The sequence below is a fragment of the Streptomyces sp. NPDC005423 genome, from assembly GCF_040606415.1.
Taxonomy (GTDB): Bacteria; Actinomycetota; Actinomycetes; order Streptomycetales; family Streptomycetaceae; genus Streptomyces.
This window is the reverse complement of record NZ_JBEXET010000003.1, coordinates 100,266-115,559: the sequence shown is the minus strand read 5'-3', so window position 1 is coordinate 115,559 and position 15,294 is coordinate 100,266. Positions and strand designations below refer to the sequence as shown.

Below are 15,294 nucleotides of genomic sequence, written 5' to 3'. Positions count from 1 at the left end.
CGGTCAGTCCACGGCCGACGCACAACTCCCCGCCTGCGGGCAGAACCACGCCAACGCCGTTGTCAACAGTTGGAGTTGGGCCGCACCGCCGTCCGTGTCCGGACCGTAGGCGGCGATGGCGTAGAGGGTGCCGTCGGACGCCGCGAAGCGTTCGTCGTAGACGTGCCAGGTGCCGATGTGCGGCTCGCCCTTGAGGGAGTCGGCCAGGTACTCCAGGCGTGAGCCGGTGAAGTCGGCGGTGTCGAGGTTGCGCAGCTCGACCTCCTGGAAACCGGGCGGCCTGGGGGTCGCGTCGGACAGGTACAGCGTGAACGAGGCGTCCGGTGACGCCTCCGCCACCTGGTACACCTGCAACCGGTGACTGCCGTCCGCACTTCGGTAGTTGACGATGTCGATGCCGTACTGAGACGGCACGGCGGAGCGCTTCCAGCCCGTCGGGTACGCGATCCGGAAACCCTCCTCGTCGTCGTGGACGCGGTAGCCCGCGGGGAGTGGGGGCAGCGAGGGCGACGGGGAGGGCGACGCGTCGGAGACCGTCGGCGACGGCGACAGGTCCGTGTGCCCGGTCGGCGCGGCGGTGGATCCGGTGGACACCGGCCCGCGCCCCTTGCCCTCGTCGTCGTGACCGGAGCCGACGACCTGGGTCAGTACCAGACTGACGGCGACACCGACCGCGGCGGCGCCGGCCACCACCGACCACACGAGCCGCCGGCCGGGCCCCGGGCGGGGCGCGGCCGGCCCTTCCGGCTGCCACGGGACGGGCGGGCCCGGCTGTTCCGGGACCGGCGCGGTGGCGCCGTCGGACCACCACGCGGGGACGGTGCCGGGCGGCACGTGGTCGGGTCTGGGCGGTGGCGGCGGGGTCGTCGGCGGCGGGGCCTGCGGGGTCGTCCCGCCGGTCTCCCAGCGCTGCGTCTCGTCGTTCCAGTGCCGCGTTCCCCCACCCGTCCGGCCCGCGTCCGGCCGGCCCCCGTCCTGCGGTCCCCCCGCGCTCACAGGCCCACCAGTCCGGCCACCGCGCCCGCCGAGGCGAGCACGGTGAGCAACGCCTGTGAGTCGGCGAGCAGTTCGCGCAGGCGCTCGCGGCGCGAGGGGGTCGCCCGGCCGGTGCGGGTGATCTCGTCCTCGGTGTCCGCGAGGGCGGTGGCCAGGGTCGCCGTGCCGTCCGTGCCGCGCACTCTCGCCAGATCGGCGCGGAGTTCGCGTACCGCCCTGAGCAGTTCCTCGGTGGCCTCGTCGCGCCGCGGGCCGGTGCCGTGATGGCTCTCGGCGTGCGCGTGGCTGCCGATCGCGAAGGTGCTCCGGGAGACGTCCCCGATGGAGACGTTCGGCTCATCCGTTGCCATCGTTGAGGGGTCCCTTCGTGGAGTCCACCGCGTAAGCGGGGGCGGCCGGAGTGGCGGGGGCGGCGGGGGGCGCGGCATCGGCGGGGTCCGTGTGGTGCGTCGAGGAGGCGGAGGCGTGGTCGCCGACCGCGAAGGTGCTGCCCTCCACGTGCTCCAGGTTCACCCCGCCGTTGCTGATGTTGACGATCTTCTGCACGAACTCGCCGGTGCGGTAGCCGGCTTCGGCCAGCGCGGTCGTCACCCCGTGGGCGACCCGGTCCTGCACGTTGCGCAGATAGCGGGAGACGTCCATCTCCTGGAACAGCGACCCGGCCGGCGCCGACCCCAACTCCCGTACGGACAGAGCGGGTCCGTCGGGCAGCGCGCCCGCGTAGCCGCCGGTCAGCAGCCGCCAGCCGTACCGCAGGGCCCTGCCGACGACGACCAGCGCGCCGATCGCGGAGCCGGGCAGCCGGGCGAGCGCCCAGGCGGTCTTGCCGAGGGCGTGGTTGTTGCGGAAGCGGTGGGCCGTACGGTCGGCGTCCTTGAAGTCCTCGCGGACCGGCAGCAGGACGTGCGGGGCGATCTCCAGGGTGAGCATGCGGCCCTGGGTGTGGACGCGCACGTAGACCGTGACGACCAGCTCCTCCTCCCAGCCGCCGACCCGGATGCGCAGGAAGTGCCGCCGTTTCTCGGCGCCCTCCTCGATCGCGCGCGCCCGGTGGTCCTCGAAGTCCTGTGGCCGGTACGGCGCTTCCTCGCGCCGCAGCAGCCCCTCGACGGGCAGGAAGACGCACTCGTCGATCTCCAGCCGGCGCAACCGGTCCCGTCCGGTGTGCTCGGCGTGCGCCGCGGGCAGCCGCAGCTGTTCGAGCAGCGGCCGGACGGTCTCCAGGACCGTGCGGTTGCTGAGCGGCCGGGGCTCCTTCCTCGCGGGGTCGGGCCGCAGTTCGACGGCGAGCACCCAGGTCTCGTAGGGCACGCCCGCCCCGCAGAACGGTCGCGCCTCGTGGTACATGACCAGCGGCGCGTGCTGTTCGATACGGATCCGGTTCTTCAGCCGCTGGAAGCGCCGGCCCTCGGCCCGCTCGGCGGGGTCGCCGGCCGCGTTCGGGAAGTGGACCGGCGAGAGTTCGGCGGTCAACGCCCGTGCGGACTGGGCGCGTTGGGCGACCAGGCAGAGCGTGATGAGCGCAAAGACAACCAGCGCGACCCCGGCCTGCCAGGGCCTGGCCAGATCGCCGAGGCTGCCGGAACCCGAGCCCGGCAGCAGGACGTCGGACGGCGAGGAGGCGTCCGAGAACCCGTCGCCCGTCGAACCGTAGGCCGGCGTGCCGCCGTCGCTCCCGCCGCCGAACAGCACGACCACCGTGACGATCAGCAGGAAGGCGAAGAGGAGCCGGCCTCCCCAGCGGAAGAGGAAGGCGAACACCAGGCGGTACAACGGCGGTTGCTCGGCCCGGCCCCTGATCCAGCGGCCGAGCGCGAGGTACACCCCGGCCACCATGAAGTACCCCACCAGGTCGTGGGTGAGGAGCGTGCCCACCACCCACAGGCCCAGGATCGCCCCGGCCCACTGGAGCTCCTGGCGCCGGGCCCGCAGCGCGTGCGCGAGCACCCGGGCGGCGTCGAAGCCGAGCGAAGGGGCCACGATCCGCTGCTCGTTGAGGTGCAGCTCCTCGATGACCCGGTCGCGGTAACCGGCGTCCAGATAGGTGCCCGCGCACAGCAGCCGGGTGGCCTCACTGGCGTGCGGATGGGCGGGCGGTAACGCGGGCGGCACGCCGTTGGTACCGGGCGGCGACGGTTGCGGCGGCACGAAAGCGGTACTCACGCGACTCCCCCGATGCGTGAAAAGGAACAGCTGAACAGCGCGCGGCCGGACGGCCGGTCCGATCCGGCGGACGAATTGCCCTGATCCGGGCGCCAGTTGACTGGTCATCAGCATAGGGGGGCGAGTGTGGCCGGGGAAAGCGGTTTGTCAAGAGGGCAGCGGTGTGACCCGGGCCGCTCCCGGGGGCGTACTGCGGTCCCCGGCCGGTACCGGGGTCCCGTCGTGCGGAGGAGGCCGTCGGGTGAGGCGGCGCTACGGGCAGTGCGTGTCCGCCGGGCAGAAGGAGCCGACCGCTGTGACGAGCGGTCCGCGCACCAGGGCGGCCGGGAGGGACTCGGGGCCGCTGGCACGGATCGCGTAGAGCGTGCCGTCCGGGGCGGCGAAGCGGTGGTCGACGACCTGGCGGGCGCCGTGGTCCCCGTCGTCGTAGCGGTAGGTGAGTTCGGCCCAGGTGGGGCCGTGGGCGCGGCCCAAGGGGCGGAAGCCGGGCCGGCGGGCGAAGCCGTAGCCGGGGTCGCGCTCGGCGAGGTCGAGGGAGGCGGCCGGGGTCGCTTCGGAGACCCGGAAGATCTGGAGCCGGCGGCCGTCGCGGGGGGACGTGTAGGAGACGAGCGGGGCCTTCTGGCCCTGCCGCTCGCGGCGGGTCCAGCCCCGGGGGACCTCGACGGTGTAGCCGACCGGGTCCCGGGCCGTGCGGTAACCCGCGGCGGAGGGGGACGCCGCGGCGCCGCTCGCGGGCGTCGCGCCGCCGCTGGCGCGGGCTCCGGCGACGGTGTGCGGGGCGCCGGTGTGGTCGCGGGTGACGTACCAGAACCCGCCGCCGGCGGCCGTTCCGAGCACGACCGTCGCGGTGAGCGCGGCGAGCAGGCGGCGGACGCCGTGCGGGGCGGCCGGTGCGGGGGCCACCGGCCGGTGCGGGGGCGGGGCGGCGGCGGGCGCCGGCCACGGCGGGAGGAAGCGCGAGGTCTGGGTCTCGGCCGACGCCCACGACGGCGGCGACGACGACGGCGATGGCGATGGCGACGATGGTGATGGCGACGGCAGCGATCCGGGCTCGGGCGCCGACCAGGAGGCCCGGCCGCGCTCCTCGCTCGGCTCGTGCCAGGCCCCGGAGCCGGAGCCGGAGCTGTGCCCGTAGCCATGACCGTGGCCGTGGCCGTCGTTCTCGCCGTGACCGTTCCCACCGTTCATCGCGAACCCCCCGATTCACCCCACCTGGTACCGCTTCCGACGGTAGGGGCGGAAAAGGGAACGGGCCCCGTCCCGGCGGAAACCGGAACAGGGCCCGAGCAGACTCGTGACGGGGCCGTCGAAAAGGGGCCGCGGACGGCTCAGATGAGGCCGAGCGAGCGGACCGCCTCGCGCTCCTCCGCCAGTTCCTTCACGGACGCGTCGATGCGGGCGCGGGAGAACTCGTTGATGTCCAGGCCCTGGACGATCTCGTAGACGCCGTCCTTGGTGATGACCGGGAAGGACGAGATGAGGCCCTCCGGGACGCCGTAGGAACCGTCCGACGGGATGCCCATGGAGGTCCAGTCGCCGTCCGCCGTGCCGTTGACCCAGGTGTGCACGTGGTCGATGGCCGCGTTGGCGGCGGAGGCGGCGGAGGACGCGCCCCGGGCCTCGATGATCGCGGCGCCGCGCTTGGCGACGGTCGGGATGAAGTCGTCGGCGAGCCACTGCTCGTCGTTGACGACCTCGGCCGCGTTCTTGCCGGCGACCGTGGCGTGGAAGATGTCCGGGTACTGGGTGGCCGAGTGGTTGCCCCAGATGGTGAGGCGCTTGATGTCGGCGACCGTGGTGCCGGTCTTCTTCGCGAGCTGGGTCAGCGCGCGGTTGTGGTCGAGGCGGGTCATCGCGGTGAAGCGCTCGGCCGGTACGTCCGGGGCGGCGGCCTGCGCGATGAGCGCGTTGGTGTTGGCCGGGTTGCCGACGACGAGGACCTTGATGTCGTCCGCCGCGTTGTCGTTGATGGCCTTGCCCTGCGGCTTGAAGATGCCGCCGTTCGCGGAGAGCAGGTCGCCGCGCTCCATGCCCTTGGTGCGCGGGCGGGCGCCGACGAGGAGGGCGACGTTGGCGCCGTCGAAGGCGACGTTCGGGTCGTCCGTGATGTCGATGCCCTGGAGCAGCGGGAAGGCGCTGTCGTCCAGCTCCATCGCGGTGCCCTCGGCGGCCTTCAGCGCCGGCGTGATCTCCAGGAGGCGGAGCCTGACCGGCACGTCCGCGCCGAGCAGCTGGCCGGAGGCGATGCGGAAGAGCAGGGCGTAACCGATCTGGCCGGCCGCGCCGGTGACGGTGACGTTCACGGGAGTGCGGGTCATGGCGTTCTCCGTATGGCAGCTGTCGGCGGGGCGTCCCTGCCCCGGATGCGGGACGTACAAATGATCGATCTCTTGGTGTCAAGAGAGATCCACCGGTCAGGCTATCGCGCATCCGGGATCCCGCACGGCCGCCCCCGTGTGGCCCGTCCCACAGAGTGATCCACAGGGTGACGCGCTGGGTGATCCACTGGGTGCCGCGCTAGGTGATCCGCTGAGTGATCCACAGGATGTCCCGGAGAAGGCGGCCGTCCGGTCCGGGGGAACCCGGGGGAACCGGTGAAAGGGGACAGGGCGGCCGCCGTGGGGGCCGGTACGCCGGACTCCCGTGGGGGTGGCCAGTGCCTGCCCCGGATCGGGGACGGCCATCCGCCTGCCCCCGATTCCTTCACATACTCCGCACCGTTGCGGCTACTTGGCGCACCCGTGGGCTCCGGAGGCCAGGGTCACGCACGCGGTCGCCCCGGCCGCGTCCCGCACGGCCAGCATGGGCGTGTAGGCGAGGGTGTCGCCGGCCGCGGTGACGCTCCCCGTCTCCTTGGCGCCGCCCGCGGTCACCTGGACGACGTCGCCCGGCGCGGCGCCGGTGATCCGGCCCCAGGCGGCCTCGCAGACCTTGCTGTAGCGGACCTCCACGACGGTGGTGCCGACGATGGCGGTCCGTACGGTGCGCACCGCGTCGGCGTCCTTGGCGCAGCCCATGGCCACCGCGTCCTTGCCGCTACAGCTCGCCCCGGCGCACCGCACCCCGGCCGGCTGAGCGGCGTCGGTACGTGCCGACGGCGTGGCCGAGGCCGCGGCATGGGCCCCTGTGGTCTTCGAGTCGTGGTGGACGCCGGTGAACAGGAGCAGGGCACCCACCACGACCAGCACACCGCCCAGCCCCGCCGCGAACATCGTCAGCCGGCGCCGGACACCGCCCGCTTCGCCCAGCCGTCCCGAGACCGCCGGGGGCGGGCCCGGCTCGTCGGCGGAGGGCGGCGCGGGGGTGGCCGTGGCAGCGTCGGCGCCGTTCCCGCGGGCCGGCCTGTTCCGCTTGACGTCGGCGGGGGGCGGGCCGTTGACGCGCGGCCCGGCGTCGGCCGGGGGCGGGCCGAACTCGCCCAGCGCGGCGCGCGCCTGCGAGATCCGGATCGCCTCCATGGTCGAGTCGTGGCGCAGTTCCGAACGGCTCCAGGCGCGCTCGGCCAGCTCCCACAGGGTGATCAGATGGACGGGGTGGGCGCCGGTGACCTCGGCCAGGGCGACGACCGCGCCCTTGGGGGCGAGGAGCCGGCCGTCGAGGTACCGGTACCAGGAGGTCCTGCCGTAGCCCGTGCGGTCGGCCAGCGCCGCGACGCTCAGGCCGCTGCGGTCCACGAGCCGGCGCAACTGGCCCGCGAACTCCCTTACCTGCGGATCGAGTTCATCCGGCAAGGCCTTCCAACGCGGCATCGTTCCCCCCTTTTGTCCGCGGCCTGTACCGCTCTTTCCCGCCTTTTCCGTCGCTCCGTGCCCCACCCCCGCTTTCCCCCGGTACGGGGCGGTCCACCCCGGTCCGGGTCAGCGGAGGGCGGTCACGGCGACGAGCGCCGCGAGCGCGAGGAGGATCGTCAGCAAGAGCAGCAGCGCGGCGAACAGGAGCAGCCGCCCGCCGGGACCGCGAACCGTCTCCCCGGTCGCGCCCACCTCCCCCGCCTTCTCCGCCTTCTCCGCCTTCTCCGCCTTCTCCGCCTTCTCCGCCTTCTCCGCCTTCGAGGTGTCCCACCACGGGAGCGTGGGGTCGTCCTGGTACCCGTCGTGCCCGTCCGTCCCCTCGGCCGGCCCCGGTACCGCTGCCGGTCGGGGCCAGGCCTGGACGGCCAACTCCCAGCGCACGCCGATCCGTTCGGGGTCGACGCCGGCGACCCGGCAGAGCGCGACGACGGCCTGCCGGGGCGGTGGCTGGGTGGCGTTGAGATAGCGCTGCCAGGACGACTTGCTGTACGCGGTCCGCGCGCCCAGCGCCACCAGACTGAGCCCCGTACGGTCTTTGAGGAGCCGCAGCTGCTCCACGAAGTGCCGTACCTCGGACGGCAGTTCGTCCGGCAGCGGCTGCCAGCCGCCCATCGCACCTCCAAGGCGCCGTCGGTTGCTGGGTCTGAGCGGAATGACGACGTCGGACGGGGAACGGTTCCGCGTCGGGGCGGGGTGCGGACTCCGTGGCGGAACGGTCACTTCCGTGCCACAGCGTTCTGACAGGCGTTGAAGCGCCCGCGCGCGGTGCAGCAGGGTGAGTGGCGACGGCGGTCCGTCCTCGCTCGGGGGAGAGGGCGGGCCGCCGTCGTGACAACGGCCCGGGGACCGCCTGGGTAGGGCTGGTTGCCGCTAGTTGCTGTTGACGGTGTAGTGCAGCGTGTCCTTGAGGAACGGGATCTCCAGCCACGGCCGGGGCTGCGCCATCATCGCCAGCAGGACGATCGCGAGGCCCAGTACGCCGTACGTGACGATGTCCGTGAAGCGGGAGCGGACGGCGAGCATGCCGACGTCCGGCATGAGCCAGCGCAGCACCGCGCCGGCCAGCAGCGCGGCCCCGATCAGCAGGGTGCCGAGGCGGACGACGTCGAAGGCGACGAACAGCAGGCCGAGTCCGACCGCGCCGAGCACGGTGAGGATGGGCCACTGCCGGGCGGGCGCCGGGGCCTCGCGCGAGGCGGCCCCGCCGCCGCCCTCGGGGCGCGCCGTGTCGCGGGTGAAGAGCGGGAAGCGGCGGGTGGTGCGGCGCGGCTTCCCGTCGGCGTCGGGCGCGCTGACCGGGTCGGTCACCTCGATCTCGTCCGGACCGGTCGGCCCGGCGGTGCCGGTGGTCTCCTCGGTGCTGCGGGGCTTCTTGTCAGTCGACACTGCGCTCCGCCGCCTCGACCACGTTGACGAGCAGCTGGGCGCGGGTCATCGGGCCGACGCCGCCGGGGTTGGGGGAGATCCAGCCGGCGACCTCTGCGACGCCCGGGTGGACGTCCCCGACGATCTTGCCGTCCGCGTTCCGCGAGACGCCGACGTCGAGGACGGCGGCGCCCGGCTTCACGTGCTCGGGCCGGACCAGGTGGGCGGAGCCGGCCGCGGCGACGATGATGTCGGCGCGCCGGAGATGTGCGGCGAGGTCGCGGGTGCCGGTGTGGCACTGGGTGACGGTCGCGTTCTCGCTGCGCCGGGTGAGCAGCAGCGGCATCGAACGGCCGATGGTGACCCCGCGTCCCACGACGACGACCTCGGCGCCGTTGATCTCGACGCCGTGGCGGCGCAGCAGGGTGAGCACGCCGTTGGGGGTGCAGGGCAGCGGGGCGGGCTCGTTGAGGACCAGCCGGCCGAGGTTCATCGGGTGGAGCCCGTCGGCGTCCTTGTCGGGGTCCATCAGCTCCAGGACGCGGTTCTCGTCGATGCCCTTGGGGAGCGGCAGTTGGACGATGTAACCGGTGCAGGCGGGGTCCTCGTTCAGCTCCTGGACGGCCGCCTCGATCTCCTGCTGGGAGGCGGTGGCGGGCAGTTCGCGCTGGATGGAGGCGATGCCCACCTGGGCGCAGTCCCGGTGCTTGCCGGCGACGTACTTCTGGCTGCCGGGGTCCTCCCCGACCAGGATCGTGCCGAGGCCGGGCGTGACGCCCTTCTCCTTCAGCGCCGCCACGCGGGCGGTCAGGTCGGACTTGATCGCGGCTGCGGTGGCCTTGCCATCGAGAATGTGGGCGGTCATGGACCCATCCTCGCGGATGACGCCCCTCGGGTTCCAATCCGGGGGGAACCCCATGATCAGTGAGGTTGCGCTTGCACAACACCTGGGGAATGCGGCTGGACAAAATATCGCCGCAGCTAGAACCATGAACTCGCAGTACCGCGGTCCGTGTTGGGGGGCAAACCGCTCATTTTCGTGCTTTACCTCCGCGCATACCCGCGTAGTCCCCGCAGTTGCCTCGGAGGAAGTCCGCCATGAGCTACGACCCGAACAATCCCTACGGCCAGCCGCAGCAGAATCCGCAGCAGGGGGGCTACGGGCCGCCGCCGCAGGGCCAGCCCGGTTACGGATACCCGCAGGCTCCGCAGGGCGTGCCGCCCCAGCAGGGCTACGGCTACCCCCAGCAGCAGGGCGGCTACCCCGGCTACCCGGCGCAGGGCGGCTACCCGGGCGCCGCCCCGTCGTACGCGAACTGGGGACAGCGCTTCCTCGGCACGCTGGTCGACGGGCTCATCTTCGTGGTGCCGTACGTCCTGATCATCCTCGGCCGCAAGGTGGCGGTGCTGATGGTGATCGGCGTCCTCGCGATCCTCGGTGTGGCCATCTGGCAGCTGATCCAGGAGGGCCGTACCGGCCAGACGATCGGCAAGAAGGCGTTGGGTATCCGCCTGGTGCGCGAGGCCACCGGCCAGCCGCTCGGCGTCGGCATGGCCTTCGTCCGCCGCCTGGCCCACTTCCTCGACAGCATCGCCTGCTACCTGGGCTGGCTGTGGCCGGCGTGGGACGCCAAGCGGCAGACGTTCGCGGACAAGGTGTGCGGTTCGATCGTGATCCGCACGCAGTAGCCGGTCTTCGCTGGTCGCCGATCCGGTCGGCGGGCGGGGTAGCCCTGCGTAGCTGAGAAAGCGTGACACTTTCGCGAGGAGTGTCACGCTTTTTTGGATGGGGGTCCCGCCGGAGGCGCCCGCGGCGGCTACCGACTCTCGGGTCAGCCGACCCAGTCGACGAAGGACGCCCAGGCAGGGGCGGGGACAAGAAGCATCGGCCCGTCGGCAACCTTGGAGTCACGGACGGGAACGACACCCGGGAGATCATCCCTGACCTCGACGCAGTCTCCGCCGCTGCTGTTGCTGTAGCTGCTCGTGCGCCAAAGCGCAGTGCTCATGTCAAGCCCTGTGCTGTCCATTTCTGTGCCCCTCCGCCGCCTGCTCGATCATGTGTAGTGACTCATCCGGTGGTAACGCCGCGGCCCTGAGCAGATCGTACGACCTGCGGTAGTCCTTCACGAGGGCTGGATAGTCGATCAGTTGGCCGCTGTGAAGGCCCTCCGTATACACCACGGGCGGTGCGTCCGGGAAGGTCATCACCTTGATCATGCCCATCATCAGCGGGTAGGCCGCAACAGTTTCCGGAAGGATTTGCAGAACACCCTGCGTGGAGCGGATCACGTGGGCGATGTGCTTCAGCTGGGCAGCCATCTCCTCGGGTGGCAGCAGCGGCTTGCGGATCAGCTCTTCGCGGACGATCGCCCAGAACGACGGGCGTTCCTCTCGTCCCCAGAGTTTCGCACGCGCGATGCGGGCCTTGACCTGCTTTTCCACGGTGTCGGACCGCAGCCACGGGCTGCCCGTCCGGACGACCTTCAGGGCGTACGACTCGGTCTGCAACAGCCCCGGAAGCAGGGCCGGCGCCCACTCCTCGATCGACTCCGCGTGCTGCTCCAACTCCGCCACATCCGCGAAGTACTCCGCATGCCCCGACTGCCTCGCCTTCCGGGCGTCTTCACAACGGCGCTCGAAAAAGCCGTCCGTGCCGAGCACCTTGTCGACGTGCCGGGACAGATCCAGCGGCATCCGCCGCTCACCCCGCTCGATCTGGCTCAGGAACGGAACGCCCCGATAGCTCCCCTCCGCCAACTGTTCGAGCGTGAGGCCGGCCGCCTCCCTCTTGAAGCGCAGCTCGGCGCCGTAGAAGGAGGGGACGTTCGCCGACGCGTCGGTGTCCTTGCGTGGAGGCACAACTCACCACCGTCTTTTGCCAGTTCCCGGGTGCAACCCGAACCACTGTCACGGTACGAGATTTCACGCCACTGTGTGAGCAATTCGTCACAGCGCGCACACGGCGCACAGGGAAAGGTGTACGGCCATGATCAGTCCCCGGTTCCCCGAGGCTTCCAGTGAAGTAGCCGATCTGCGGGCCGCGTTGGAGGCGAACGGGATCACCCTGCCGTCCCTCGGCCTCGACCTGCCCTCGGTCGTCCAGACCTACGGCGCCCCGCTCGTCGAACTCGGGAACTGCAACCTCGACACCGCCAGGGCCCTCACCACCGCCCTCCGCAAGGCGGCCATCCGGTGACTCCGCTCCACCTCGAACTCCTCGCCGCCGCCAAGGCGGTACCGGAAGCCCGCCGTGCTGTACGCGAACACCTCGGCGTCCCGTGCCCCGAAGTCCAGTTGTGCGTCAGCGAGTTGCTGACCAACGTGATCAGACACCTCGGCGAGGGCACCCCGGTGACCCTGCGGGTGACCCGCGCCGACGGCCGTACCCGGGTCGCCGTGACGGACCCGGAGCCGTACGCCTGGCTCGTCGTACGGCGGCCGGGACCGGACGAGGAGAGCGGGCGCGGCCTGCTGCTGCTCGACGCGCTCGCCCTGCGGTGGGGCGTGGAACAGGGACCGGAGGGCAAGACGGTCTGGTGCGAACTGCCACCGTCCGAGCCGGCCCCGGCCCCTGCTTCACCTCCCGCTCCCGCCCCCGCGGATCTCAGTGGAAGAAGTGGCGCGTCCCCGTGAAGTACATCGTGACGCCGGCCTTCTTCGCGGCCTCGACGACGAGTTCGTCGCGGACCGAACCGCCGGGCTGTACCACGGCCTTGACGCCGGCCTCGACCAGGATCTCCAGCCCGTCCGGGAACGGGAAGAAGGCGTCCGACGCGGCGAACGCGCCCCGCGCCCGCTCGGCACCCGCCCGCTCGACCGCCAGCTTCGCGGAGTCGACGCGGTTGACCTGGCCCATACCGACGCCGACCGAGGCACCGTCCTTGGCGAGCAGGATGGCGTTGGACTTCACCGCACGGCAGGCCTTCCAGGCGAAGGCGAGGTCGGCCAGCTCGGACGCGGAGAGCGCCTCGCCGGTCGCCAGCGTCCAGTTGGCCGGGTCGTCGCCCTCCGCCTGGAGCCGGTCGGTGACCTGGAGCAGCACACCGCCGTCGATCGCCTTGACCTCGACCGGGTTGGCCGGACCGCCCTCGGCCTTCAGCACCCGCAGGTTCTTCTTCCGGGCGAGCGCCTCCAGCGCGCCGTCCTCGTAGCCGGGCGCGACGATGACCTCGGTGAAGATCTCGGCGACCTGCTCGGCCAGCTCCCTGCTGACCGGACGGTTGACCGCGATCACACCGCCGAACGCCGACAGCGGGTCACAGGCGTGCGCCTTGCGGTGCGCCTCGGCGACATCCGAACCGACCGCGATACCACAGGGGTTGGCGTGCTTGATGATCGCGACGCACGGCTCGTCGTGGTCGTAGGCGGCCCGGCGGGCGGCGTCCGTGTCCGTGTAGTTGTTGTACGACATCTCCTTGCCGTGCAGCTGCTCGGCCGTGGCCAGACCGCCGCCGTCGGCGTCGACGTACAGGGCGGCCGGCTGGTGCGGGTTCTCGCCGTAGCGCAGGGTGTTCTCGCGCTGCCAGGTCGCGCCGAGGAAGTCGGGGAACGCCCCCACGGCGGAACCGCCCTGGGGTACGGCGTCCACGGGCGCGTAGCTGCTCGCGAACCAGCTCGCGACCGCCACGTCGTAGGCGGCCGTGTGCTGGAAGGCCTCGGCGGCGAGCCGCTTGCGGGTGGTGAGATCGAAGCCCCCGTCCTGGACCGCGCCGAGAACGTCGGCGTACCGGGCCGGGCTGGTGACGACGGCCACCGAGGGGTGGTTCTTGGCGGCGGCGCGCACCATCGACGGACCGCCGATGTCGATCTGCTCCACGCACTCGTCGGGAGAGGCGCCGGAGGCGACGGTCTCCCGGAACGGGTACAGGTTGACGACCACCAGGTCGAAGGGGGCCACGCCCAGCTCGTCGAGCTGCTGCCGGTGGCTCTCCAGCCGCAGGTCGGCGAGGATGCCGGCGTGCACCTTCGGGTGCAGGGTCTTGACCCGGCCGTCCAGGCACTCGGGGAAGCCGGTCAGCTCCTCGACCCTGACGACCGGGACACCGGCGGCGGCGATCCGCGACGCGGTGGAACCGGTGGAGACGAGCTCGACACCGGCCGCGTGCAGCCCGCGCGCCAGCTCCTCCAGACCGGTCTTGTCGTAGACGCTGACCAGCGCGCGGCGGATGGCTCGCTTGTTGCTCTCGGCGGTCACTGGATAACTACCTTTCGTCCCTCGATGCGATAGCCGTTGCGGGCGAGCCGCCCCACGACATCGACGAGCAGCCTTCGCTCGACTTCCTTGATGCGCTCGTGCAGAGCGCCCTCGTCGTCCTCGTCCCGGATCTCCACCACGCCCTGCGCGATGATCGGCCCGGTGTCGACGCCGTCGTCGACGAAGTGGACGGTGCAGCCGGTGACCCGCGCGCCGTACGCGAGCGCGTCCCGTACGCCGTGGGCTCCCGGGAAACTGGGCAGCAGGGCCGGGTGCGTGTTCACGAAACGCCCGCCGAAGCGGGCCAGGAACTCCTTGCCGACGATCTTCATGAACCCGGCGGAGACCACGAGGTCGGGCTCGTGGGCCGCGGTCGCCTCGGCGAGGGCCGCGTCCCACTCCTCCCGGCTCCCGTACTCCCTGACCGCGCGGACGAAGGTCGGCAGCCCGGCGCGCTCGGCGCGGGCGAGTCCCTCGATGCCCGCGCGGTCCGCGCCGACGGCCACGACCTCGGCTCCGTACGCCTCGGCGCCGGCGGTCGCGATGGCGTCGAGCAGCGCCTGCAAGTTCGTACCGGATCCGGAGACCAGCACGACAAGGCGCTTGGCCACGGGGTTGGCGGCCACGGCGGGGCCCTTTCTCGGGGAAGCGTCTGTACGCCGGCTCATATGTTCATACGAATGCTTCGCGCCCCGGGATACGGGGAACTCTACGAAGCGGCCGGCCGTCAGCAACGATACCGGCACACCGGACGGCCCCCACGGGACGGGGGCGGGGCCGGAAGGTAGCGTCTGCGGAGAACGGGCCCGGGAACGCGGTTGTCGTGCGGCGCGTTCACGGAGTGACAGCTCATGTCGGACAGAAGTGTCCACCAGGACATATCACCAAGGGGAAGACGCTCACTTGATGCCGGACCGCAGCCTGCGACTTGTCACGCTCTCCCCGCAGTCGGCGCGGGGAGGGGAGCGCGTCACCGTGCTGCTCCGCGAGCGGCCGGCGTCCGCGCCGGACGCGCCGTCCGATGACAAGGACGCGCCCTCGGACAAGGACGTGCCCTCGGACCGGAAGAACGGCGAGGGGCAGGACGGGACCCCCTCGGACGACAACCCGTTCGCGCCACCGCCCGAGGGGACCCCGGACCGGCCGTGGCAGCCCCGGCGCCCGGCCGGCGGCGAGGGTTCCGACGGCGGGCACGGGGACGGCGGGCACGGGGACGGCGGCCACTCCCCGTGGGGCAGCCAGTGGAGCGACCAGCAGCCCGGGCGTTCCTCCGGCGGCTTCGGCGAGCGCCCCGGTAACGGCGGCGGGCCGGGCGGCGGCCAGGGCGGACCCGAGGGTTCCGGCAACGGTTCCGGCCCGGGCATGCGCTGGGACCCGACGGATCCGGCACAGCGGCGCGCCCGTTACGCCCTGCTCTCCGGCATGTGGGCCTTCTTCTTCGCCCTGTTCGGCTGGGCACCGGTGGCGCTGCTGCTCGGCGCGCTGGCCATCTACTGGGGCGGCAGCGCCCTGCGCGCCAAGCCCCACGCCGCGACCCCGGACGCCCCGCCGGCCCCGGAGCCGCCGGGCCACCCGCTGACGACGGCCGCGATCAGCGGTCTGGTCACGGCGACCCTGGCGATCGTCCTGGTCGCGGGCCTCTTCGTCGCACAACTCGTCTACAGCGACTACTACACCTGCGTGAACGACGCCCTCACCAACGAGGCCAAGCAGTCCTGCGACCAGCATCTGCCGAACGACCTGCGGGGCCTGCTCGGCACCAAGAACTGACGGGTACCG

At 72.2% G+C, this 15,294-nt stretch carries 17 protein-coding genes; 4 read left to right on the top strand and 13 right to left on the bottom strand.

Annotation, left to right across the window (positions count from 1 at the left end; genetic code table 11):
* Positions 1 to 3: 3 nt before the first annotated feature.
* The 9 genes from ABZT12_RS06785 to ABZT12_RS06745 all read right to left on the bottom strand — a co-directional run bounded on the left by ABZT12_RS06785 (position 4) and on the right by ABZT12_RS06745 (position 9,183).
* Positions 4 to 996 carry a hypothetical protein gene (locus tag ABZT12_RS06785; protein WP_356378411.1) on the bottom strand — a complete coding sequence of 331 codons (993 nt, stop codon included), beginning with the start codon at positions 994 to 996 and terminating at the stop codon, positions 4 to 6.
* Complete coding sequence (locus ABZT12_RS06780) at positions 993 to 1,346, bottom strand: hypothetical protein (protein ID WP_356378408.1); 354 nt, start codon at positions 1,344 to 1,346, stop codon at positions 993 to 995. Before ABZT12_RS06780 ends, ABZT12_RS06785 begins: the two co-directional genes overlap by 4 nt.
* Positions 1,333 to 3,159 carry a hypothetical protein gene (locus ABZT12_RS06775; protein ID WP_356378405.1) on the bottom strand — a complete coding sequence of 609 codons (1,827 nt, stop codon included), beginning with the start codon at positions 3,157 to 3,159 and terminating at the stop codon, positions 1,333 to 1,335. Before ABZT12_RS06775 ends, ABZT12_RS06780 begins: the two co-directional genes overlap by 14 nt.
* A 252-nt stretch (positions 3,160 to 3,411) precedes the next feature.
* Positions 3,412 to 4,350 (bottom strand): hypothetical protein, encoded by a 939-nt coding sequence (locus tag ABZT12_RS06770; RefSeq protein WP_356378403.1) that lies wholly within the window; start codon positions 4,348 to 4,350, stop codon positions 3,412 to 3,414.
* A gap of 140 nt (positions 4,351 to 4,490) precedes the next feature.
* Entirely contained in the window at positions 4,491 to 5,480 is a 990-nt protein-coding gene (locus tag ABZT12_RS06765) for a malate dehydrogenase (RefSeq protein ID WP_356378401.1), read from the bottom strand.
* Between the two features lie 408 nt (positions 5,481 to 5,888).
* Positions 5,889 to 6,911 (bottom strand): DUF2690 domain-containing protein, encoded by a 1,023-nt coding sequence (locus ABZT12_RS06760; RefSeq protein ID WP_356378399.1) that lies wholly within the window; start codon positions 6,909 to 6,911, stop codon positions 5,889 to 5,891.
* Between the two features lie 108 nt (positions 6,912 to 7,019).
* Positions 7,020 to 7,565: a helix-turn-helix transcriptional regulator gene (locus tag ABZT12_RS06755; RefSeq protein WP_356378397.1), complete on the bottom strand. Its 546-nt coding sequence runs from the start codon at positions 7,563 to 7,565 to the stop codon at positions 7,020 to 7,022.
* Positions 7,566 to 7,823: 258 nt separating this feature from the next.
* Positions 7,824 to 8,267 (bottom strand): DUF3017 domain-containing protein, encoded by a 444-nt coding sequence (locus ABZT12_RS06750; protein ID WP_356379018.1) that lies wholly within the window; start codon positions 8,265 to 8,267, stop codon positions 7,824 to 7,826.
* Between the two features lie 61 nt (positions 8,268 to 8,328).
* A complete protein-coding gene (locus tag ABZT12_RS06745; RefSeq protein ID WP_356378394.1) occupies positions 8,329 to 9,183 on the bottom strand; it encodes a bifunctional methylenetetrahydrofolate dehydrogenase/methenyltetrahydrofolate cyclohydrolase in 855 nt (284 codons plus the stop codon).
* Positions 9,184 to 9,416: 233 nt separating this feature from the next.
* Between ABZT12_RS06745 and ABZT12_RS06740 the strand changes: the two genes are divergently transcribed.
* The gene (locus tag ABZT12_RS06740) at positions 9,417 to 10,007 is read left to right on the top strand and encodes an RDD family protein (RefSeq protein WP_356378391.1); all 591 of its coding nucleotides are present in this window, start codon (positions 9,417 to 9,419) and stop codon (positions 10,005 to 10,007) included.
* A 143-nt stretch (positions 10,008 to 10,150) separates the two neighbouring features.
* Here ABZT12_RS06740 and ABZT12_RS06735 read toward each other — a convergent pair whose 3' ends face one another.
* Both ABZT12_RS06735 and ABZT12_RS06730 read right to left on the bottom strand, forming a co-directional pair.
* Entirely contained in the window at positions 10,151 to 10,327 is a 177-nt protein-coding gene (locus tag ABZT12_RS06735; protein WP_356378388.1) for a DUF397 domain-containing protein, read from the bottom strand.
* Between the two features lies 1 nt (position 10,328).
* Complete coding sequence (locus ABZT12_RS06730) at positions 10,329 to 11,180, bottom strand: helix-turn-helix transcriptional regulator (RefSeq protein WP_356378385.1); 852 nt, start codon at positions 11,178 to 11,180, stop codon at positions 10,329 to 10,331.
* A gap of 127 nt (positions 11,181 to 11,307) precedes the next feature.
* On the opposite strand from ABZT12_RS06730, the gene ABZT12_RS06725 reads away from it, so the two are divergent.
* Positions 11,308 to 11,517, top strand: coding sequence for a hypothetical protein (locus tag ABZT12_RS06725; RefSeq protein WP_356378383.1), 210 nt, complete (start codon positions 11,308 to 11,310; stop codon positions 11,515 to 11,517).
* Positions 11,514 to 11,954, top strand: a complete 441-nt coding sequence (locus ABZT12_RS06720; RefSeq protein ID WP_356378380.1) for an ATP-binding protein — start codon at positions 11,514 to 11,516, stop codon at positions 11,952 to 11,954. Before ABZT12_RS06725 ends, ABZT12_RS06720 begins: the two co-directional genes overlap by 4 nt.
* Here the strand turns inward: ABZT12_RS06720 and purH are convergent.
* Both purH and purN read right to left on the bottom strand, forming a co-directional pair.
* Positions 11,926 to 13,515 (bottom strand): bifunctional phosphoribosylaminoimidazolecarboxamide formyltransferase/IMP cyclohydrolase, encoded by a 1,590-nt coding sequence (purH, locus tag ABZT12_RS06715; RefSeq protein WP_356378377.1) that lies wholly within the window; start codon positions 13,513 to 13,515, stop codon positions 11,926 to 11,928. The two genes, ABZT12_RS06720 and purH, sit on opposite strands and share 29 nt — an antisense overlap.
* Positions 13,512 to 14,141: a phosphoribosylglycinamide formyltransferase gene (gene purN, locus ABZT12_RS06710; protein ID WP_356378374.1), complete on the bottom strand. Its 630-nt coding sequence runs from the start codon at positions 14,139 to 14,141 to the stop codon at positions 13,512 to 13,514. Before purN ends, purH begins: the two co-directional genes overlap by 4 nt.
* Before the next feature lie 280 nt (positions 14,142 to 14,421).
* On the opposite strand from purN, the gene ABZT12_RS06705 reads away from it, so the two are divergent.
* The gene (locus tag ABZT12_RS06705; protein WP_356378371.1) at positions 14,422 to 15,285 is read left to right on the top strand and encodes a hypothetical protein; all 864 of its coding nucleotides are present in this window, start codon (positions 14,422 to 14,424) and stop codon (positions 15,283 to 15,285) included.
* Positions 15,286 to 15,294 lie beyond the last annotated feature (9 nt).